Source organism: Roseibium sp. HPY-6, from assembly GCF_040530035.1.
In the GTDB taxonomy this organism is placed as follows: domain Bacteria; phylum Pseudomonadota; class Alphaproteobacteria; order Rhizobiales; family Stappiaceae; genus Roseibium.
In genome coordinates, this window is record NZ_JBEWCD010000002.1 from 1,755,054 (window position 1) to 1,774,777 (window position 19,724).

Annotated in this window: 17 protein-coding genes; 4 read left to right on the plus strand and 13 right to left on the minus strand. The window is 57.9% G+C overall.

What is annotated here, in order from left to right; translation table 11 throughout:
* Positions 1-29: 29 nt before the first annotated feature.
* Positions 30-1,190 (plus strand): S-(hydroxymethyl)glutathione dehydrogenase/class III alcohol dehydrogenase, encoded by a 1,161-nt coding sequence (locus ABVF61_RS19375; protein ID WP_353995169.1) that lies wholly within the window; start codon positions 30-32, stop codon positions 1,188-1,190.
* 202 nt (positions 1,191-1,392) lie between these two features.
* Here ABVF61_RS19375 and ABVF61_RS19380 read toward each other — a convergent pair whose 3' ends face one another.
* From ABVF61_RS19380 to ABVF61_RS19395, 4 genes are read right to left on the minus strand one after another with little or no spacing between them, the layout of a single operon-like run.
* A complete protein-coding gene (locus ABVF61_RS19380; protein WP_353995170.1) occupies positions 1,393-1,662 on the minus strand; it encodes a nitrate reductase in 270 nt (89 codons plus the stop codon).
* Complete coding sequence (locus ABVF61_RS19385) at positions 1,659-2,648, minus strand: CobW family GTP-binding protein (RefSeq protein ID WP_353995171.1); 990 nt, start codon at positions 2,646-2,648, stop codon at positions 1,659-1,661. Before ABVF61_RS19385 ends, ABVF61_RS19380 begins: the two co-directional genes overlap by 4 nt.
* Positions 2,645-3,823 (minus strand): CobW family GTP-binding protein, encoded by a 1,179-nt coding sequence (locus ABVF61_RS19390; protein ID WP_353995172.1) that lies wholly within the window; start codon positions 3,821-3,823, stop codon positions 2,645-2,647. Before ABVF61_RS19390 ends, ABVF61_RS19385 begins: the two co-directional genes overlap by 4 nt.
* A 59-nt stretch (positions 3,824-3,882) precedes the next feature.
* A complete protein-coding gene (locus ABVF61_RS19395) occupies positions 3,883-4,305 on the minus strand; it encodes a nuclear transport factor 2 family protein (RefSeq protein ID WP_353995173.1) in 423 nt (140 codons plus the stop codon).
* Positions 4,306-4,625: 320 nt separating this feature from the next.
* On the opposite strand from ABVF61_RS19395, the gene folE reads away from it, so the two are divergent.
* Entirely contained in the window at positions 4,626-5,264 is a 639-nt protein-coding gene (gene folE, locus ABVF61_RS19400) for a GTP cyclohydrolase I FolE (RefSeq protein ID WP_353995174.1), read from the plus strand.
* Complete coding sequence (gene hisI, locus ABVF61_RS19405) at positions 5,261-5,740, plus strand: phosphoribosyl-AMP cyclohydrolase (protein ID WP_353995175.1); 480 nt, start codon at positions 5,261-5,263, stop codon at positions 5,738-5,740. The genes folE and hisI overlap by 4 nt, the downstream gene beginning before the upstream one ends.
* Positions 5,741-5,841: 101 nt before the next feature.
* Here hisI and ABVF61_RS19410 read toward each other — a convergent pair whose 3' ends face one another.
* The 8 genes from ABVF61_RS19410 to ABVF61_RS19445 all read right to left on the minus strand — a co-directional run bounded on the left by ABVF61_RS19410 (position 5,842) and on the right by ABVF61_RS19445 (position 17,361).
* Positions 5,842-6,195, minus strand: coding sequence for a hypothetical protein (locus ABVF61_RS19410; RefSeq protein WP_353995176.1), 354 nt, complete (start codon positions 6,193-6,195; stop codon positions 5,842-5,844).
* Positions 6,192-6,581: an ArsR/SmtB family transcription factor gene (locus tag ABVF61_RS19415; RefSeq protein WP_353995177.1), complete on the minus strand. Its 390-nt coding sequence runs from the start codon at positions 6,579-6,581 to the stop codon at positions 6,192-6,194. Before ABVF61_RS19415 ends, ABVF61_RS19410 begins: the two co-directional genes overlap by 4 nt.
* A gap of 178 nt (positions 6,582-6,759) precedes the next feature.
* On the minus strand, positions 6,760-10,518 hold the full coding sequence (locus ABVF61_RS19420) for a LamG-like jellyroll fold domain-containing protein (protein ID WP_353995178.1): 3,759 nt from the start codon (positions 10,516-10,518) through the stop codon (positions 6,760-6,762).
* Between the two features lie 676 nt (positions 10,519-11,194).
* The gene (locus ABVF61_RS19425; protein WP_353995179.1) at positions 11,195-12,355 is read right to left on the minus strand and encodes a Gfo/Idh/MocA family protein; all 1,161 of its coding nucleotides are present in this window, start codon (positions 12,353-12,355) and stop codon (positions 11,195-11,197) included.
* Between the two features lie 260 nt (positions 12,356-12,615).
* Entirely contained in the window at positions 12,616-13,677 is a 1,062-nt protein-coding gene (locus ABVF61_RS19430) for a sugar phosphate isomerase/epimerase family protein (RefSeq protein ID WP_353995180.1), read from the minus strand.
* A gap of 80 nt (positions 13,678-13,757) precedes the next feature.
* On the minus strand, positions 13,758-14,714 hold the full coding sequence (locus tag ABVF61_RS19435; protein ID WP_353995181.1) for a substrate-binding domain-containing protein: 957 nt from the start codon (positions 14,712-14,714) through the stop codon (positions 13,758-13,760).
* A gap of 98 nt (positions 14,715-14,812) precedes the next feature.
* Positions 14,813-15,835 (minus strand): ABC transporter permease, encoded by a 1,023-nt coding sequence (locus ABVF61_RS19440; protein ID WP_353995182.1) that lies wholly within the window; start codon positions 15,833-15,835, stop codon positions 14,813-14,815.
* 2 nt (positions 15,836-15,837) lie between these two features.
* On the minus strand, positions 15,838-17,361 hold the full coding sequence (locus tag ABVF61_RS19445; RefSeq protein ID WP_353995183.1) for a sugar ABC transporter ATP-binding protein: 1,524 nt from the start codon (positions 17,359-17,361) through the stop codon (positions 15,838-15,840).
* A gap of 202 nt (positions 17,362-17,563) precedes the next feature.
* Here ABVF61_RS19445 and ABVF61_RS19450 point away from each other — a divergent pair, with 202 nt between their 5' ends.
* On the plus strand, positions 17,564-18,598 hold the full coding sequence (locus tag ABVF61_RS19450) for a LacI family DNA-binding transcriptional regulator (protein WP_353995184.1): 1,035 nt from the start codon (positions 17,564-17,566) through the stop codon (positions 18,596-18,598).
* A gap of 7 nt (positions 18,599-18,605) precedes the next feature.
* On the opposite strand, the gene ABVF61_RS19455 is transcribed toward ABVF61_RS19450, so the two are convergent.
* Positions 18,606-19,721, minus strand: a complete 1,116-nt coding sequence (locus ABVF61_RS19455) for an isocitrate/isopropylmalate dehydrogenase family protein (RefSeq protein ID WP_353995185.1) — start codon at positions 19,719-19,721, stop codon at positions 18,606-18,608.
* Positions 19,722-19,724: the final 3 nt, after the last annotated feature.

Here is a 19,724-nt window from a genome sequence, read left to right on the forward strand (position 1 = left end):
TAACGAATTGATTCTCAGGGAGTTTCAAAATGAAAACCCGTGCCGCTATTGCCTGGGCACCGAACCAGCCGCTTGAGATCGAGGAGATCGACCTTGAGGGCCCCAAAGAGGGTGAAGTGCTGGTGCGGATTGTCACGACAAGTCTCTGCCACACCGATGTTTTTACCCTCTCGGGAGAGGATCCCGAGGGCCTCTTCCCGTGCATTCTCGGCCACGAAGGCTGCGGCATTGTGGAAGAGGTCGGCAAAGGCGTGACTTCGGTCGTCCCGGGCGACCATGTCATCCCGCTCTATATCCCCGAAGATCCCGACTGTCCCTACATCAAGTCCGGCAAGACCAATCTCTGCCAGACCATTCGCAAGACGCAGGGCGCCGGTCTGATGCCGGATGGCACGTCGCGTTTTTCCTACAAGGGCAAGCAGATCCTGCACTACATGGGTACCAGCACCTTTAGCGAATACACGGTGCTGCCAGAGATTTCAGTGGCCAAGATCACCAAGGAAGCGCCGCTCTCCAAGGCATCTGTCATGGGATGCGCTGTTCCGACAGGTATCGGAGCCGTGCGTAACACAGCGAAGGTTGAGCCCGGGTCGACGGTTGGTGTGTTCGGTCTCGGTGCGGTTGGCATGGCCGTCATTCAGGGAGCGGTTCTGAACGGTGCCTCGCGCATTATCGGGATCGATATCAACACCTCAAAGTTCCCGCTCGCCAAGGCGCTTGGTGCCACGGAATGCATCAACCCGAAGGACTTTGACGGACCCATTCAGGATGTCTTGGTCGAGATGACCAACGGCGGACTGGACTACACTTTCGAAGCGGTCGGGAACGTCGAGCTGATGCGCTCCGCGCTTGAGGCGTGCCACAAAGGGTGGGGCGAGTGCACGGTAATCGGTGTTGCCGGCGCCGGCCAGGAGATTGCGACCCGGCCCTTCCAGCTCGTCACGGGCCGGGTTTGGCGCGGCACCGCCTTTGGCGGTGTTTTGGGTCGCAGCCAGTTGCCGGGAATGGTCGATGAGTGGCTGCGCGGCGACTTCAGCGTGGACCCCTATATCACGCATCACATGAACCACGAGCAGATCAATACAGCGTTTGATCTCCTGAAAGCTGGTGAGTCAATCCGCTCAGTGATCCACTTTCAACCGAGCGAAACGTTGACGGTCAATTCGCTGCCCGGAAAGATTGTGACCTAAAGCAATGCCGTCCAGTTGATGGCTCATGTCGAATGAAGCAGCGGGCTGAAGGTAGTCTTCAGCCCGCCGCTTTAGCCGCTGCAATCGATTTGGTACACCACTTCCCGGCATCCGTTCCCCAGATTCTACCCAGATCGACCGCACAAAACTGCCAGCGTATTTCTGCGACCGCGAAACGGCCTGCAGTGCGAAGGGGCGATATCTAAACGCCCGCTGCCTTGGCCACGTCCGCTTTGGTCACTTCCGACAAGGTTGTGTGTACCCGAAACTTCACGATCGGCTTGTCAGGTTCGAGCACGCCAATCACTGTTTCGATGTCTGGGCACCCGGCGTCCCGGCAAGCCAATTCGGCAACGGTGATGGGCGTATCTTCCGGCAGGCCCATCAGTTCGCGGGTCCAGGCCTTGATTTCAGAAGACTTTGCCTTCAGCCGGTTGACTTTCGGTGCGAGCGGATTGTTGAACCTGGTCATTCCGCTGCGATTCCTTCGTGAATGACGCACTCCGTGAAGCCGGCTTCGATCTTGTCGCGCGGAAGATTGCGACCGATGAACACGAGCCTTGTTGTCCGCTTCTCGCCAGCTTTCCAGGGCCTTTGATGGTCGCCTTCCAGCAGCATGTGAACCCCTTGCATCACGAAACGATCGTCATCGTCCGCAAATGCGATGATCCCCTTCATCCGCAGCATGTCGGGGCCGAACTCCTGTGCGATCATCTGCATCCAGGGAAAGAACCTTTGGGGGTCGAGCGGTGCATCGCTTAGAAGCGAAAAGCTCGTGACATGGTCGTCGTGATCGTGGTCATGGAAATGCTCCAGGAAATGCGGCTCGATCTCCAGCACCCGGTCCAGATCAAAGGCGTTGCGCCCAAGGACTTTGTCGAGGTCAATCTGACAACGTTCGCTGTAGTGGATTTGAGTTGTTGGATTGATCCTGCGGATCCGCTTTTCAACCTCGGCACGTTCCTGTTCGCTGACAAGATCGATCTTGTTCAGGAGGACAATGTCGGCGAAGGCCAGCTGTTCCTGGGCTTCATGGGCCTTGTCTATCTCTTCAAGCAGGTGCTTGGCATCCACAACGGTCACGATCGCATCAAGCTTGGTCTTCGATTGAACGTCCTCGTCGACGAAGAATGTCTGGGCAACCGGGGCCGGGTCTGCAAGTCCGGTTGTTTCGATCAGGATTGCGTCGAAGTGATTTCGCCGTTTCATAAGGCCTTCGATGATCCGGATGAGGTCGCCGCGCACGGTGCAGCAAATACATCCATTGTTCATTTCAAAGACTTCTTCGTCCGCGTCGACGACAAGATCGTTGTCGATGCCGACGTCACCGAATTCATTGACGATAACCGCATATTTTTTGCCGTGATTTTCCGAGAGGATGCGGTTCAGCAATGTGGTTTTTCCTGCGCCCAGGTAACCGGTAAGCACAGTGACGGGCGTCCTTTGCATATCATTCATTGTGACCTCCGAGAGAGACTGGTGATGTTGGAGAAAGTTCGGGAAAATGAAGCGAGCAGAGCGTCGCCCGCATTTCTGAGTGACTTTGCAAGTGAGAAAGAACGGGCGTTGATGACGGCCGTAAAGAGTTCGCGGACGGGTTCCGGGTCGACCCCGTCCGTGATGAACACAAGCCGCGTGCGATGATCCTGGTCAGGCCAGGCGGGCAGGCGAACCGGATCTGAAACAGTGTGCTGGACCGCATGGACGATCAGCGGTTCTTCCGGCGTGTTCTCGGTTGCAACGATCCCCTTGACGCGCAGCAGCCTTTGTCCGGCCGAATTCTGCAGGAGACCGAGGAACTGACGGAACCTTTTTTCAGGCAGCGGCGTGTCGCTCACGATGCTGAATGTCCGTATACCGGAGCCATGCCTGAGGAGGGTGTTTTCCTCGTCTGCTCGAGTGCCATGCCCGGCTTCCAATGCCAATGCGGCTTCCAGAGCGAGCCAACCGGCGACATCTTCTCCGCGGTCAACAGCAGCGTATGGACGCGGTGAAAACAGCGTTGTCAGATCAACAGACCGACGATCGATGATGTCCGCGCCGGCGTTCAGTTCGCGCAATTCACGCATCAGCGCGCTGCACTCCGTAGCGGTTTCGCGGCCGTCTGCCAGATCCATTTTCGTAAGCACGATCCGATCCGCGAAGGCGATTTGTTTAAGCGCCTCGAAATGGTTCTCGACGGAAACGGCCCCGGTACTGCTGTCGAAAAGCGTCACAACCCCGGCCAGATAGAATTCGGGAACGGCGGCGTCGTCAGACCGTTGGCTGGCAACGTCACTGCTTGTGGAAAGCGCATTGACGAGCGAGGCCGGATCTCCAAGTCCGCTCATTTCCACGATTACGCGCGAGAAAACACCCGTCAGCCCCTGAAGCGACGCGTCGCGCAGATCCTCAAGCGTCTTGCGGATGTCCGTTGTGTCTGAACAGCAAAGGCATCCTGTCGATACCTTTTTGATCGCGGTTTCTCCCCGTCGAACCAGCAGGTGATCGACCGGAACATCGCCGAATTCGTTGATGATAACGGCTGTATCCTGGACGGCGGGATTGTTTAGAAACGCGTTCAGCAGCGTTGACTTGCCGGAGCCGAGAAAACCACTCAGCAGGAATACAGGTATGCGTTCTGGAATGGTCATGCGTGTCTGGTCACTTGATCTTGTTTGCCTCGGGGGCGTTCGATGTTTCATGGCGTGTTTCAAACACAGCGCGACGAATGGTGTCCGGTGATGAGCCAACGCCCATTAAATTCTTCGAAAGTGAACAGGAACCGGGCAGGTACGGTTTCCACTCCAGCGGCTCTCTGGAAAGAGAACGTATAGATGCCGCCGATCGTGACCGTGCAGCGATCCCTATCAATCCGGCAGTCTTCATGGTCGACGGCACAGGTGGCACGCCCGTTGGACAGAAAAAACTCAAAGTAACTGCGGCGGCCGTCCTCGGTAACGGCGATCTCGTTGGTCAACGTGGGGACAAGAATAGCGTCTTTGGCATAAAGGTTCAGGATCTCTTCGATCCGTCCCGATGCCACGGCTTCAGTCCATTTCTGTAATATTGAGCGGGCCTTCCCGAAATGGGTTAGGTCGCCTTCCACTGTTTGCTCGAGCAGGTTTTGTTCCAACTTTTGCTCCCGGATACATTCCATGCGCGGGTCCGCCAAGGATCAGCAATCGCTCGAAACCCGGCTTGGCCTCACTTCTGCCGCCTTATGGCTTTTGAACCCATTTCCAACTTGATTTGTAACGTTATATCGTATCATGTCCAAATCAAGGAAGTGCAGATTGGGTTTTCCCATGTGAAAGAAGGGTTTTCGATCCCTTAAGGGGATTATCGCGTCAGTTAACCAGCCAGAAAGACTGGAAAGCGTGGCAACGCAGAGTCCAGTGCCAGCTAAGACGTTGCATCTCAGCCCGAAAATCAACAACAGAGGTTTTGAACATAATGACTTACGCTGCGAGTGTTGCGGCCATGGAAGAGTATCGCAAAGAGCACGGGTTGCGCCCTTCGCGCGAAGATGCTGAGGCAGCCGTGCGCGTCTTGTTGGAATGGAGCGGTGATGATCCGGATCGCGAAGGGTTGGTGGACACGCCCGCGCGCGTCGTGCGGGCATACGAGGAGTTTTTCGAGGGGTACAGCATCGATCCGGCTGAGCTTCTTGAACGCACGTTCGAAGAGACGAACGATTACGATGATCTGATCGTGCTTCGGAACATGCGGATGGAATCCCACTGCGAGCATCACGTCGTTCCGATCATCGGAAAAGTACATGTCGCCTACCTTCCGGCAAACCGTGTCGTCGGCATTAGCAAGCTGGCGCGGGTGGTGGAGGTCTATGCAAAACGGCTGCAGATCCAGGAGACATTGACGTCCCAGATCGCCGACACCATTCAGCAAGTTCTTCAGCCGCGCGGTGTCGCAGTTGTCATTGAAGCCGCGCATATGTGCATGACGACCCGCGGGATCAAGAAACCGGGCGTGTCGATGCTGACCCGGAAGCTTCTCGGCGAGTTTCAATCCGATCCGGAACTTCGCAGAGACTTCCTGTCATCCATTCCGATGGCGAACGGAGGGCTCGGATGATGTCCGACAAACACGTTTTTGCGAGCCGCCGCTCAGTTGAGCAAGTCGAAGAGGGCAGGCAACTGGCACCCAAATTCGATGAAAATGGTTTGCTTCCGGTCGTGACCACTGATGCTGAAACGGGTGACGTTCTGATGATGGGGGTTATGAATGAGGAAGCCCTGCTGCACACCATCAGAACGGGCGAGGCGCACTACTGGAGCCGCAGCCGCAAGTGTCTCTGGCACAAGGGGGCAACCAGCGGGCTGATCCAGAAAATTGTGGAGATGCGGATCGACGACGATCAGGATGCGGTCTGGTTGCGTGTTGCTGTGGAAGGCGGTGCCAGTTGTCATGTCGGTTACCGCTCCTGCTTCTATCGCGCAGTGCCGACAGAAGTCGAAGGCGGTCCTATAGAGCTGAACTTCACCGAGACAGAAAAAGTCTTTGATCCGCTTGAGGTTTACGGCGACGCACCCAATCCGACCCAGCTTTAATGCGCTTTAGCGGCGACTGATTGTCCGGCACTGCAAGCGTCAAAAGAGTATGCAGCCGCAAGATTTGAAGCGTTGCGGCTGCGTGCTGGTAACATTGGAGCTCACACGACCTCGACAGGGCCGTGATCGTCGCAGTGCCCGTCATGCGGGTGATGCAGGCGGCCATTCACGAGATAGCAGACGTGATCGCCATGAGGTACAGCCTCGTGTCCGCACCCCGGACCATGGACATGGTCGGGATCATGGCCCAGGTCCTGTGTACCGACTGGAGCGCAGCCTCCAGGGTTGGATGCAGAAACCTCGATCACGTGCTCTTCGACGCGACCACCTTCCTGGTGATGAAGATGACCGTCATGAAGATAGTCGACATGATCGCCGTGCCGGATGGCCGTATGGCCGCAATTGGGTCCGTGCGTGTGACTGTGGTTTGGGTCGGTGGGGCCGTTGTTGGTCAAGAGTTTTCTCCTTCTTTTGTCATGTTATGCGTGTTGTCTTCTGCGGCATGATCGAGGATGTCGCGCAAAAGATGCACGACGTGATGATCCGCGAGCGCGTAGTAGATGTGTTTGGCGTCACGGCGCCTGGTCACCAGCCGCGCTGAATGAAGCAGTTTCAGGCGCGCGGAAACCGTTGCGACTTTCTCGCCCTCTTCTTCCGCGAGCTCGGTCACGCACCTTTCGCCATTTGCCAGCAGAAGCAGAATACGCAGCCGGGCCGTATCTCCGGCCGCACGCAGCATCATGGCCGCGCTTTCAATAGTTGCCGTCGCCGGCAAGTCGAAAGGTGCGCGCTTCTCGTGGCCGTCCGTACCGCAGCTGGGAAGATCGGTGGCTTCTGACACTGTGTCATTCTCTCATTCAATAGATCGATAGAATGACATGATTAGCGCGGCACCTCAAGCGAATTCAAACGCACGTCTTCAAGCGCAGAAAAACGCCTTCCTTGCGTGGCAGTCAAGGAAGGCGTCTGCGCCATGAAAGCGGGTGCATTTGTCATGCGCCCAGCAATCTGCACAAAGGTCAGGCGAACAGGTTATTGCCGATCTGCTCTTGATCGAGTTGCTGGCCGAGGACGGTAAAGTCGGAGATCACACCGTCGAAATGATTGCCTGTCCAACCGATTTCGCCGGACGGGCTGCTCCAGCCATTTGCCCCGATCATCAGGTACTCTTCATTACCGAGCCAGTCGGATTCAAATGCGTCATCTTCGGCAACGGCAACCCCGTCGACATAAAGAACGGCGCCGTCTTCACCGAATGTGAATGCGAACTCGTGTTCCTTGCCGACTTCAAAGACGTCTTCGGCCTTGAGCCAGAGCGAACTGGTCTCGTCCTGAAAACGCACCTTGATGTTGCCGCCATCCGTGACCCATGCCGTGAGATGGCCACCGGTGACGTAGCCGCTCGCATCCTTCGAAAACAAGGCGTCCGAACCGCTTACGGTGTCCGCCTTGAATGAAAACGCGATCGTTCCTTCCGCGATTTCCATATCCTTGGAATGTTCGATGGCGATCTGACCATCGCGGGTTCCGTCAAGATTTACGTCTCCCGCGATTGCAAAGACGGGTGTCATGCCTGCGGGGAGGGGGAGGTCGTCCTGTGTCGGGATATCGTCGGGCGGTGCGATCTCGCCGCGGTCCGTTCCCATCTCGATGGGTTTGATGGCCTCGTCGATATCGGTGATGGACTTCACGATGCCGTAGGCCGGTTTTGCGGTGGTGGAGATGTCGGAGAGCGTGATCAGGTCGCCATAGACGGTGACGGTGCCCAGGTCGTCGTTGTTGTGGGCGCCGCCGCCTCTGCCCTGGTCGGAATAAAGGGCGACGACGGAGTGATCGACAATGCCATCATCGTTGGCATCGCCATAGGTGATGGAGCGGACCTTGGTGGTGTGGCCCTCGATCAGGATGCTGTCGCCCTCGGCGCGGTTGAAGTCGGTGATGACGTCGTCGCCGATGACATCGACCCAGTGATTGTGGATGTCGTCATTCTCACCGGCAACGCCATGCCAGCGGATGGTGCCGTCATCCTGGGTGTGTTCCTCGATGAAGCGCGCCTTGGCGTTGATGAGGGTCTGGAAGTAGAAGGTGTCAGCCCCCAGGCCCCCGGTCATGACATCGTCTGCCGGGATCGGCTGGTCGGGATAGAGCTTGCCGTCGGTGAGCTCATTGTCCGGATCGCCCTCGTCACGGTCCGGGTCGTAGGCAACCGGTCCCTCGCGTCCGTCGGACTGGGAGATGAGCAGGTCGTTGCCGGCACCGCCGTTGAGGATGTCCTCACCGTGGCCGCCGTCGAGGACGTCGTTGCCGTCACCGCCATTGAGAATGTCGTTGCCGTAGGAGCCCTGGAGGATGTCGTTGCCGTCCTTGCCGTTGACGGTGTCGTCGCCGAGCCCTGCATTGATGGCGTCGGCCTGATCGGTTCCCTCAATGGTCTCGTTCTGGTCTGTGCCTTCCTGAGGGGCGGCGTTGGCGGTCATCTCGCCCATGTGGTTGAAGCCGTAGGCCATGGCAAGCGCTTTGGCCTCGTCGGAGCCGTGATGGAGCTGCTGGAAGGCAGGCATCAGGTCGTCCTGGGCGAGGGCGGCCAGGGCATCGGCCTCAAATGCCGGGTCGACCTCGCCGGCCAGCGCTGCCATGGCCTCGCCCCCAACCTGTTCGTCGAAGACCATGACGTTGGAGATGGTGCCCTTGAACTGCTGGCTCGCAGTCTGGCTGTCGCTGGAGCGCCAGGCACCGGAGGCGCCGACCAGGAAGGAGCGCTCGTTCATGTCCATGCCCTGCTTCATCTCCGGCTCGGCGGCAAAGAGCTGGCCGTTGACATAGACGTTGAGGCCGTCCTCGCCGAAGGAGACGGCGAGGTGATAGTCGGTGCCCTTGTCGATCTTCAGGTCGGGGACCTTGAGATACTCGGTGCTCTCGTCGGTCTGCTGACGGACGATGATCTCGCCGTTCTTGAGCCAGACGGTGAGATGCCCGCCCTCGTCATAGCCGCGCCCGTCCTTGGAAAAGAGCGCCTGCTGACCGGAGACATGATCGGCATTGAAGGTCAGCGCAATGGTGCCGGCCGCCAGCGACAGCGCCGCCAGATTGCCCCCGTCCAGATAGTCGCCCCTCTCACCGGAGAAGGCCGTGTCTCCCGCGATTGCAAAGACGGGTGTCATGCCTGCGGGGAGGGGGAGGTCGTCCTGTGTCGGGATATCGTCGGGCGGTGCGATCTCGCCGCGGTCGGTTCCCATCTCGATGGGTTTGATGGCCTCGTCGATATCGGCGATGGAGCGGACGATGCCGTAGGCCGGTTTGGCCGTGGTGGAGATGTCGGAGAGCGTGATCAGGTCGCCATAGACGGTGACGGTGCCCAGGTCGTCGTTGTTGTGGGCGCCGCCGCCTCTGCCCTGGTCGGAATAAAGAGCGATGACGGAGTGATCGACAATGCCGTCATTGTTGGCATCGCCATAGGTGATGGATCTGATCTTGGTGGTGTGACCCTCGATCAGGATGCTGTCGCCCTCGGCGCGGTTGAAGTCGGTGATGATGTCGTCGCCGATGACATCGACCCAGTGATTGTGGATGTCGTCATTCTCTCCGGCAACGCCGTGCCAGCGGATGGTGCCGTCATCCTGGGTGTGTTCCTCGATGAAGCGGGCCTTGGCGTTGATGAGGGTCTGGAAGTAGAAGGTGTCGGCTCCGAGCCCGCCGGTCATGACATCGTCGGCCGGGATCGGCTGGTCCGGATAGAGCTTGCCGTCGGTCAGCTCGTTGTCCGGATCGCCCTCGTCACGATCCGGGTCGTAGGCGACCGGTCCCTCGCGTCCGTCGGACTGGGAGATGAGCAGGTCGTTGCCCGCACCGCCGTTGAGGATGTCCTCGCCGTGGCCGCCGTCAAGGACGTCGTCGCCGGCCCCGCCATTGAGGATGTCGTTGCCGTAGGACCCCTGGAGGATATCGTTGCCTGCCTTGCCGTTGACGGTGTCGTCGCCGAGCCCGGCATTGATGGCGTCGGCCTGGTCGGTTCCCTCGATGGTCTCGTCCTGGTCGGTGCCGTCCTGAGAGGTGGCGTTGGCGGTCATCTCACCCATGTGGTTGAAGCCATAGGCCATGGCGAGCGCTTTGGCCTCGTCGGATCCGTGATGGAGCTGCTGGAAGGCAGGCATCAGGTCGTCCTGGGCGAGGGCGGCCAGGGCATCGGCCTCAAATGCCGGGTCGACCTCACCGGCCAGCGCTGCCATGGCCTCGCCCCCGACCTGTTCGTCGAAGACCATGACATCGGAGATGGTGCCCTTGAACTGCTGGCTCGCGGTCTGGCTGTCGCTGGAGCGCCAGGCACCGGACGCGCCGACCAGGAAGGAGCGCTCGTTCATGTCTATGCCCTGCTTCATCTCCGGCTCGGCTGCAAAGAGCTGTCCGTTGACATAGACATTGAGCCCGTCCTCGCCGAAGGAGACGGCGAAGTGATAGTCGGTGCCTGCCTTGACCTGAAGATCCGGCACCTTGAGATATTCGCTCTTGTCGTCGGTCTGCTGACGGACATAGATCTGGCCGTTCTTGAGCCAGACGGTGAGGTGCCCGCCCTCGTCATAGCCGCGCCCGTCCTTGGAAAAGAGCGCCTGCTGACCGGAGACATGATCGGCATTGAAGGTCAGCGCAATGGTGCCGGCCGCCAGCGACAGCGCCGCCACATTGCCCCCGTCCAGATAGTCGCCCCTCTCACCGGAGAAGGCCGTGTCTCCCGTTAGTTCAAACACGGGTGCAGGAATTGTGGCTGAACGTGATGTCGGCATGCTTGGACCCCCATGAGAAAGGCATAATGAGCCTTCAATGCCGTATGATTTCCCGGCATTTTTTTGATTGTGTCCAAGCGGATTAGTTGGGTGATGTGTTCTTGTGCCGTTAATGTATTCGCGAGATTTTGACGAAAAATCTGGTCAATTGCGGCGAAAAAAATGCAATATTTTGAAAAAAGTCTGGCCGAAGTAATTTAAATAAAAATACGTATTTTTGACAATCCTTGAAAGGTCTGTTTTTTAACGCGGAATTGCGCTGCCCAGCTTGCGAAAGTGGAGCCGCAACGCCGATTTATTGCTTAGCAGGAGCTTAATCTGCAAAGGGCAATCTATCGATGCTTTGTAAGTCTTTGTTCAGCAGTTTTTCTATTAACTTCATCAGTCTAATTTTAATCAGGTTGTGGCCCGGTTGTGGTTTGGTGAGAGCGCCGGCAGCGCACTCGAAATCAATTGTCTAAAGGGGAGCGCGCAACCGTGGATCGAAATGGTCCGGTGTCTGATCTTTTCCACGGCATGAAAAACGACGTGCGGGTCACCAGAGTAAGGCTCGAAAAACCGGAATCTGATTCTGGATGAGGCGCTCGCTTTTCACGGATTGACGGCAAGAAGCGTCGTCAAATGCCGCGTTGAATGCCAGCGCCGGGCAGGTCCCGGCGCTAAGGCCGCAATGCCGTCAGCCGCCAAGTTTGACCCAGGCGGCGTTTTTCGCAGAGGACCGGACACAGGCATCAACGAACTGAACACCTGCTAGCCCATCGCTGATACCAGGGACAAGCGTGCTCGTGTCGCCGCCGCTTTGATGTGCCCTGATGGCATCGGCGGCGTCCCTGTAAAGGTTGGCAAAGCCTTCGAGATATCCTTCAGGATGCCCCGGCGGGATCCGGGTTGCAGGCCCGATCGTTTCAAGCATGCCGGCACCGCCACGGGTCAGGACGCGCATCGGCTCCCCGAAAGGTGTAAAGTAGAGGTAGTTCGGGTTCTCCTGATGCCATTCCAGACCACCCTTGTCGCCATAGACCCGGATCTTCAGATTGTTCTCGTTGCCGGGCGCGACCTGTGAACACCAGAGCATGCCGCGTGCGCCGCTGGCGTACCGCAGCATCACGTGGCCGTTGTCATCGACCTGCCGCCCAGGAACGAAGGACTGCAAATCGGCCGCAAGGCTTTCGGCAGCTTGTCCCGTGATGAAGCAGGCAAGGTTATAGGCGTGCGTCCCGATATCACCGGTGGATCCGCCGGCACCGGAGCGGGCCGGGTCTGTGCGCCAATCGGCCTGTTTGTTGTTCTGCTCAACAGTTAGCCAGTCCTGCGGATATTCCACCTGGATCACGCGAATGGCGCCAAGATCGCCGCTTTCGACCATCTCGCGCGCCTGCCGGACCATGGGATAACCGGTGTAGTTATGGGTCAGAAAGAAGAGGGCGCTGGAGTTTTCGGCCGCCTTGACCAGTTTTTTGGCGTCCGTGAGTGTCGAGGTCAGCGGCTTGTCGCAAATGACATGGATGCCGCGTTTCAAAAAGGCTTTTGCAGCCGGATAATGCACGTGGTTGGGCGTGACGATGGCAACCGCTTCGATCCCGTCCTTCAGCCGTGCTTCCCGCTTCGCCATTTCTTCGAAATCGGCATAGATGCGGTCTTCCTTCAGCCCAAGCGCATGACCGGATTCTTTTGCTTTTTCAGGCGTTGACGAAAGGGCGCCAGCCACGAGTTCATAGCGCCCATCGATCCTGGAGGCGATCCTGTGAACAGCGCCGATGAAAGCATCCTTGCCACCCCCGACCATGCCGAGCCGGATCGGTCGCACTTGCGGATTGTCTTTTCCTTCTATGGCCATGTCACTCCTCCTTGTCGCCCCGAAACCCGAAGGGCGCTCTTCTTGTAATCGATTACATCTCTATAGGGAAACACGTTTGCGGGCAATCACCGCATTGCGTCTCCTGGTTCGTTCGCTGATCGCGTATGTATGGGCAGACAACACCGGGAAGCGATGATTGTCTGCCGGTATCAGGCAAGTCGTTGTGTCAAAGGTGATGCTGATCAAAGGAGTTTCACTCTTTAACGAAGCCGGTGTTCATGAGCGGCTGAAAACCGCTGTCAGTCCTGACCGATCCCCAGCATCCGCCGGTTGGCCGCATCATCTGTACCGCCGTCGGCGAAGTCGTCAAAGGCTTTTTCTGTCACCCGTATGATGTGATTGCGCACAAACTCCGAACCCTCGCGGGCGCCGTCTTCCGGATGCTTCAGGCAACATTCCCATTCAACGACGGCCCAGCCGTCAAAATCGTTCGCTGCCATCTTTGAAAAGACAGCGCTGAAATCAACCTGTCCGTCGCCGAGAGAACGGAAGCGGCCAGCCCGGTCGACCCAGGAGCTGTAGCCGCCATAGACACCTTGCCTGCCGGTTGGATTGAACTCAGCGTCCTTGACGTGGAACATGCCGATCCTGTCCTTGTAGATGTCGATGTTGTCGAGATAATCGAGACACTGAAGAACGTAATGGGACGGATCGTAAAGCATCTTGCAGCGGCTGTGACCGTTCAGCCGCTCCAGAAACATCTCAAAGGTTATGCCGTCATGCAGGTCTTCGCCGGGATGGATTTCGTAACAGACGTCGACACCCATCTCGTCCGCATAGTCGAGGATGGGGCGCCAGCGTTTGGCCAGTTCGTCGAAGGCCGTCTCGACCAGTCCGGCCGGCCGCTGCGGCCATGGATAGAGATAAGGCCAGGCTAGCGCGCCGGAAAAGGTCGCATGCGCGGAAATGCCGAGATTGCGGCTTGCGGCCAGCGCCATTTTGACCTGGTCTACGGCCCAGGCCTGCCGCGCAGCCGGATTGCCACGGACTTCGGGCGCCGCAAACCCGTCAAATGCGGTGTCGTAAGCCGGATGCACCGCGACGAGCTGGCCCTGAAGATGGGTTGAAAGTTCGGTGATCTCGATACCGTTTTCTTTTGCAGTGCCGACCAGGTCGTCACAATACGTCATCGAACTGGCTGCCTTTGAAAGATCGATCAACCGGTTGTCCCAGCTGGGGATCTGAACGCCGGCATATCCGCAATCGGCCGCCCATTTCGTGATGGAAGCCCAGGAGTTGAAAGGTGCTTCGTCGCCTGCGAACTGGGCAAGAAACAGAGCCGGCCCCTTGATGGTTTTCATGATGTGCTCCTGAAGCTGACTGGAAACAAAAAGGGCCGGGATCCCATCGCAAAAGATCCCGGCCAGGTATTGAGTGCTGATTAGAAAGGAGAATCCGGGAAATAGTAGCTTTCGGCGTTCTCACGGGTAATCAGGGTCGCACCCAGGATGTAGCGGCCGGCGACCGGTCCGTTGGATTTGAAGGCATTGACCGTCGCATCCATCGCGGTTGCGATCATTGCAGGCGGATAAAGAACGTCCACCGGAATGAGTTCATCCCCGTCCATGATGCCCTTGATGATTTCCTTCATGCCTGCGCCACCGACGACAAACATGCCGTCGCCGTCACGGCCTGCCTGCTTGAGGGCGGCAACCACGCCGACAGCGATGTCATCGTCTTGCGCCCACACGGCGTCAATGTCCGGAAAGCGGGACAGGAAGTCCTGCATGACCTCAAAGCCATCATCACGGTTCCAGTTGGCGTGTTTGTGGTCAAGGACGTTGATGCCCGAACCTTCGATTTCCGCCATGAAGGCATCGAATCGCTCATTGTCGATCACGGTCGGTATCCCGCGCAGGATGACAATGTTGTCGCCTTCTTTCAGACGGCCTTTCATGTATTGGGCAGACACCCGACCGAGTTCCGGATTGTTACCGGCCACATAAAGGTCCTCGATGCCAGGCTGGCTGAGACCGCGGTCAACAACCGTGATCCAGGCACCGGACTTCTTCACATTGAGAACCGGGTCGGTCAGCGGTTCGGATTCAAAGGGCAGAACAACCAGAGCATCGATCTGGTGAACGGAGACAAGGTCTTCCAATGCGCTGGCCTGCGCACCAGGGTCCGGGGAGTTGACCAGGATAAGATCCACATCCGGATAAAGTTCTTCAAGGCGCTTTTCCGCCTGCTCGGCATGCCAGTTCATGCCCGCTGCCCAGGCATGGGTTGGTGTGGGATAGCTTACGCCGATCTTGATCTTGTCGTCTGCCGTTGCCGTGCCTCCAAGGGCCAGCAGACCTGTCAGCGCCATTGCTCCTATTGCGGATTTCCAGGACATTGTTTCCTCCTCCAATGCTGTCATTTGGACGCACCTCTCCCGTCCGGTGCGCGCCGGTTGTTGTGGGGGACGGGCCCCGTCAGGTTGATTTCAGAACGTCAGGACTTTCCGGCTTTGCCGAATTTCCAGTCACTTCGCTGCAGCAGAACCGCGACGATAATGATCAGGCCTTGCATCGTTCCGTTGAGATAGTTCGAGATCATGTCGGTGAAATTCAAAATGTTACCGATCGTGGTCAGGATCAGGGCACCCAGGATCGTGCCGCCAATCCTGCCATAGCCGCCTTTCAGCACTGTGCCGCCTATGATGACCGCTGCGATCGCCTCGAGTTCCCAGAGAACGCCGGTCGACGCGGAGGCCGAGCCGAGCCGCGGGACGTAGATGATCGTCGCAAAGGAAACGCACAGGCCCTGAATGATGTAGGTCAGGGTTTTCACCCGGTCGACATTGATGGCGGAGTATCTTGCGACAGCCTCGTTGGAACCGATCGCCGTGCAGTAGCGGCCGAACGCGGTCCGGTTGAGCAGCAGCCAGCCGCAGATAGCGACTCCGATGAATACCCAGACCGGGAAGGGCAGGCCGAGGAAGCTGTCGTAATAGACCGGGCGATAGGTTCCGCGAATGTCAAAATTGAGCGACAGGGTGCCGCCGTCGGCGAAGTAGGTCACGAGCGAACGGTAGATACCCATCGTGCCGAGCGTGACAATGAAAGCCTCGATCTTGCCTTTGGTTGTCAGAGCACCGTTGATCCAGCCGGCGCCGATGCCGAGCAGTATCGCGAGACCGCAGCCAAGCAGAACCGTCGGCACACCGGTCCCAAGAGTCTCGACTGCATTGTTCATGACAATGATCATCACACCCGAGATCGCCGCCGCCATGGAACCGACGGAGAGGTCGATCCCCCCGGCGGTGATGACGAACGTGGCGCCGACCGCGATGATGCCGATAAAGGCGGAGCGCGTTAGCAGGTTGGTCAGATTGCCTTCGCTGACAAAAGCAGGGTTCAAAAGAAACCCGATCACGCAGAGCAGGAGCAGCGCGAGTGCGGGCCCGAGCGTCTTGAAATCGACGGACATCCGTCTGGCAGTCTTGGCCGCCGCGTCATCTGATGCGGTCATCATGGTCAATGGAGTTCCTCCCGTTTCAGCCCGGCGGCGTAGCGCATGATTTCGTTTTCGTTGATGTGGTCGCCCGTCAGAACGCCAGTGATATGACCTTCACGCATGACAACAACCCGGTGGCAGATCCCGATGATCTCCGGCATTTCGGACGAGATCACCACCACCGAGACGCCTTCGGCGGCGAGCGCGGCAATGAAGTGATAGATCTGCTGTTTGGTGCCGACATCGATCCCGCGTGTTGGTTCGTCGATGATCACGATCCGCGGGTCGCATTCCATGATTTTGGCCAGCAAAAGCTTCTGCTGATTGCCGCCGGAAAGTTTGCCGACGGTGATACCGGGGTCACGCGCCCTAACGTCAAATCTGCGGATTGCGCGGTCAAGTGCCTTGTCTTCGGCTTTCCGGTCGATCGCGAAATGCTTCACGAATTTCGGCAGGGCAAAGAGCGTGAGATTGGGGCGCATCAGCTTGCTGAGCAAAAGGCCTTTTTCTTTCCGGTCCTTGGTGAGATAGGCAAGCCCGGCATCGCGCGCTTCAGCGACGTTCATTGCGCCGACCGGGCGGCCGAACAGGCTGATAGAACCGCTTTCGATCGGGCTAAGACCGCAGACGGCCTCGAACACAGCGGTTCTGCCTGATCCGATCAAACCGGAAAAGCCCAGGATTTCGCCTTTCCGCAGGCCGAAGCTGACATTGTCAATGCCTTGCGCCTTGAGATTTTTCACCTCAAGAACGAGTTCAGCATCAACATCGGCTTCGTGCATGGGCGGATAGAGGTCGGACAATTCACGTCCAACCATCATTTGGGCCATTGTATCAGGTGTGAGATCCTGAGAGGGACGCGTATCAATCCACTGGCCATCACGCAGGATCGTGATCCGGTCGGCGATCGCCTTGACCTCGTTGAGCTTGTGCGAAACGAAGACTATGCCGACACCGCTCGATTTCAGCTTCTCGACCTGCCGGAAAAAAACCTCGGTTTCCTCCTCCGTCAGAACCGCCGTCGGCTCATCCATGATGAGAATACGCGCATTCCGGCTGACCGCCTTCACGATTTCCACCATTTGCTTCTGAGCGATCGTAAGGTCGGAAATCCTGTCGGTTGGGGCAATGTCTAGGCCAATCTCGTCCAGAAACGTCTGGACGGATTTCCGCATGGCTGCTTTGTCCAGAAAGCCGCCGCGTCGAATTTCACGCCCCAGGAACACGTTTTCCTCAACGGTCATCTGCTCTGCAAGATTGAGCTCCTGGTGGATGAGCACGATGCCAAGCTTCTCGGCACCGCCATTTGGGGGCAGGGAGACCTGTTTGCCGTCGAGACGGATCTGGCCAGAAGTCGGATCGTGAAAGCCGGAGAGAATTTTCATCAAGGTCGACTTGCCGGCGCCGTTTTCGCCGATCAGTGCATGAACTTCGCCTGGGCGCACGTCCATGCTCACACTGAACAGGACCGGCACAGGACCAAAAGACTTGCTGATGTTGACAGCTTCAACGATCGCCGCCGAAGCGGACGTTGCAACATCCATCTGAAATTCCTCCCAGGCGCTGAAGGTCACATCCATGCTTGCGCCATGAATCTCGTGTAAACGTTTTCATAAGCGATGTAAACCTTTACATTTCAGTTTGTAAACCTTTTCATGAATCAATTCAGGCTCTATACAGCTGTAAGAGCATTGAATTTGATGAACATTCCTTGCGCTCGCGGTGCAGCATTATCGAGGCCAGAAAATGAGCGAACCGCTGGACCGGCCGGCGACAATTGAAGACGTTGCAAGGCTCGCGGGCGTATCCATCGCAACCGTCAGCCGAGCTTTGAGGTCGCCGGAAAAAGTCGCGGAGAGCACACGCAAGAAAGTCACCGCTGCCATCGCGCGCACCGGCTATACGGCCAACGCCATGGCGCAGAACCTGCGCATGCAGCGGTCCAAGATGGTTCTGGTCCTGGCCTCGTCGATAGCGGATCCGAATTTTGCAGGCATTCTGACGGGGCTAGAAAAGGCAGCAAACGACCGTGGCTATGGCGTCCTGATCGGCAATACGGAAGGCACCACCGGCCTGGAGCAGAACTACCTGCGATTCCTGTCGACGGGAATGGCGGATGGACTTGTGCTCCTGACGGGCCATATCCCGGTGGCCGGAGAACCTCAAACACCCCTGACCACGCTGCCTCCGATTGTCGCGACCGAACGGCCGGTGTCCAACACTGAGGTCAGCTATGTTGGTGTTGACGACGTGGCCGCGTCGAAGATGGCAACGGAATACCTGATTTCACTCGGCCATCGCCGGATTACATACATTTCCGGTGGCCGTGCAGACATACGCAGTGATCTGCGGCATTTCGGATATCGGCAGGGGCTCAAGGAATCGCCGGAAAGTCTCAGGGATTGGCGGGTGGAGGGAGATGGCACCAGCGAGAGTGGGCGCGCCGCAGTCGAGCGCTTGTTCATCAAGGACGATCTGCCAAGCGCCTTTTTCTGTTTCAACGACAACACAGCCGTTGGTGTCATCTCGGCACTGCAGTTGAGAGGATATCGGGTGCCGGGCGATTTCTCGGTGCTCGGGTTTGACGACATTCCGTTTGCAAGCAACTTCTCGCCCGCGCTGACAACCATACGACAGCCGAGACAGCACATTGGCGAGAAGGCCATGAACATCCTGCTGGACCGGCTGGCGAACAAACCGCCCGACACGCAGAACCACCTGCTGCATGGCGACCTGATTGTGCGAGAGAGCTGCGCCGGTCTCGCCAGGAAACGGTCTTGACCAAAGGTCAGGCGCTAACGGAACTTTGCAGGCGCGGCTTTTCCTCTATCGCGGACATGACTTGTTCCGTTACGGCGCGTGTTCCCATGTCGCCACCGAATTCCATCGGCCTCAGCGCCTTGTTCTGAAAACCTGACATGACAGCAGCGTTGATAAGGTCTGCTGCGTCGCCGAGATCCGGTTGATCCAGTTTTTCGGCAAGATAGTCCAGCATGAGCGCGCCGCTCAGGATCGACGCCAGCGGGTTGGCCTTGTCCTGGCCCATGATATCGGGCGCACTTCCGTGGGCAGGCTGAAAGAGGCCGTTGTTGTCGCCAATTTCGGCGCAGGCCGCCATCCCCATCCCGCCGACGAGCCCGCCGGCAAGATCGGAAAGTATGTCACCGAACATGTTTTCCGTGACCAGCACGTCGAATTCCCAGGGCTTGCGAACGAGATCGAGCGCCTGCGCGTCGACATAATTGTAGCTGACCGGAACATCGGTATTGTCTGCTTTCACCTCGTCGAACAACTGGCGGAAAAAGGCCAGTGACGTGAAAACATTCGCCTTGTCGACGCAGGTGAGCTTGCCGGACTTGCCACGCTCGCGGCGCTTGCGCGCGAGGTTGAAGGCATATTGGTGAAGTTTGGTCGTGGTTTTGCGGGTGATCCTTAGGACGTCCTGAACCTCGTCGTCATTGACCACGAGGCTGCGGTTGTGGGTTGCCGCCGAATAGAAGAGCCCCTCGGTCGACTCGCGCAATATGACGAGATCGATGCCTGCCGCTCGCGGGTCCGCCAGGCGTTGCGGCGCGTTGGGATAGGCCTTTACAGGGCGTACGCCCGCATAAAGCCCGAAGGAATCCCGCAGTCGCAAGTGCGGGGAAATCTCGGTGCCGTCTTTGTGGCGTATGGAGGGCAGTCCGATTGCACCGAGAAAGATTGCATCAGCGGATTCCGCGCGCTGTTCCCCATCAGCTTCGATGTCCAGTCCGGTTTCTGAAAAATAGCCGGCACCCGCATGGATTTCATCATAGGAAGGCCGAGCAAACCCGGTCTTTTGAAGCGCTGACTCAACAACGGCCATAGCCGCTTCGGCGACATCAACGCCGATACCGTCGCCTTTGATCAGGGCAATTCTCATCTG

Bases quoted from the DNA above. Each gene is read 5' to 3' on its own strand.
- ABVF61_RS19425 (WP_353995179.1), bottom strand. From the start codon at position 12,355: ATGGCCATAGAAGGAAAAGACAATCCGCAAGTGCGACCGATCCGGCTC.
- ABVF61_RS19430 (WP_353995180.1), bottom strand. From the start codon at position 13,677: ATGAAAACCATCAAGGGGCCGGCTCTGTTTCTTGCCCAGTTCGCAGGC.
- ABVF61_RS19375 (WP_353995169.1), top strand. From the start codon at position 30: ATGAAAACCCGTGCCGCTATTGCCTGGGCACCGAACCAGCCGCTTGAG.
- folE (WP_353995174.1), top strand. From the start codon at position 4,626: ATGACTTACGCTGCGAGTGTTGCGGCCATGGAAGAGTATCGCAAAGAG.
- ABVF61_RS19450 (WP_353995184.1), top strand. From the start codon at position 17,564: ATGAGCGAACCGCTGGACCGGCCGGCGACAATTGAAGACGTTGCAAGG.
- hisI (WP_353995175.1), top strand. From the start codon at position 5,261: ATGATGTCCGACAAACACGTTTTTGCGAGCCGCCGCTCAGTTGAGCAA.
- ABVF61_RS19385 (WP_353995171.1), bottom strand. From the start codon at position 2,648: ATGAATGATATGCAAAGGACGCCCGTCACTGTGCTTACCGGTTACCTG.
- ABVF61_RS19455 (WP_353995185.1), bottom strand. From the start codon at position 19,721: ATGAGAATTGCCCTGATCAAAGGCGACGGTATCGGCGTTGATGTCGCC.
- ABVF61_RS19420 (WP_353995178.1), bottom strand. From the start codon at position 10,518: ATGCCGACATCACGTTCAGCCACAATTCCTGCACCCGTGTTTGAACTA.
- ABVF61_RS19435 (WP_353995181.1), bottom strand. From the start codon at position 14,714: ATGTCCTGGAAATCCGCAATAGGAGCAATGGCGCTGACAGGTCTGCTG.
- ABVF61_RS19390 (WP_353995172.1), bottom strand. From the start codon at position 3,823: ATGACCATTCCAGAACGCATACCTGTATTCCTGCTGAGTGGTTTTCTC.
- ABVF61_RS19380 (WP_353995170.1), bottom strand. From the start codon at position 1,662: ATGACCAGGTTCAACAATCCGCTCGCACCGAAAGTCAACCGGCTGAAG.
- ABVF61_RS19445 (WP_353995183.1), bottom strand. From the start codon at position 17,361: ATGGATGTTGCAACGTCCGCTTCGGCGGCGATCGTTGAAGCTGTCAAC.
- ABVF61_RS19440 (WP_353995182.1), bottom strand. From the start codon at position 15,835: ATGATGACCGCATCAGATGACGCGGCGGCCAAGACTGCCAGACGGATG.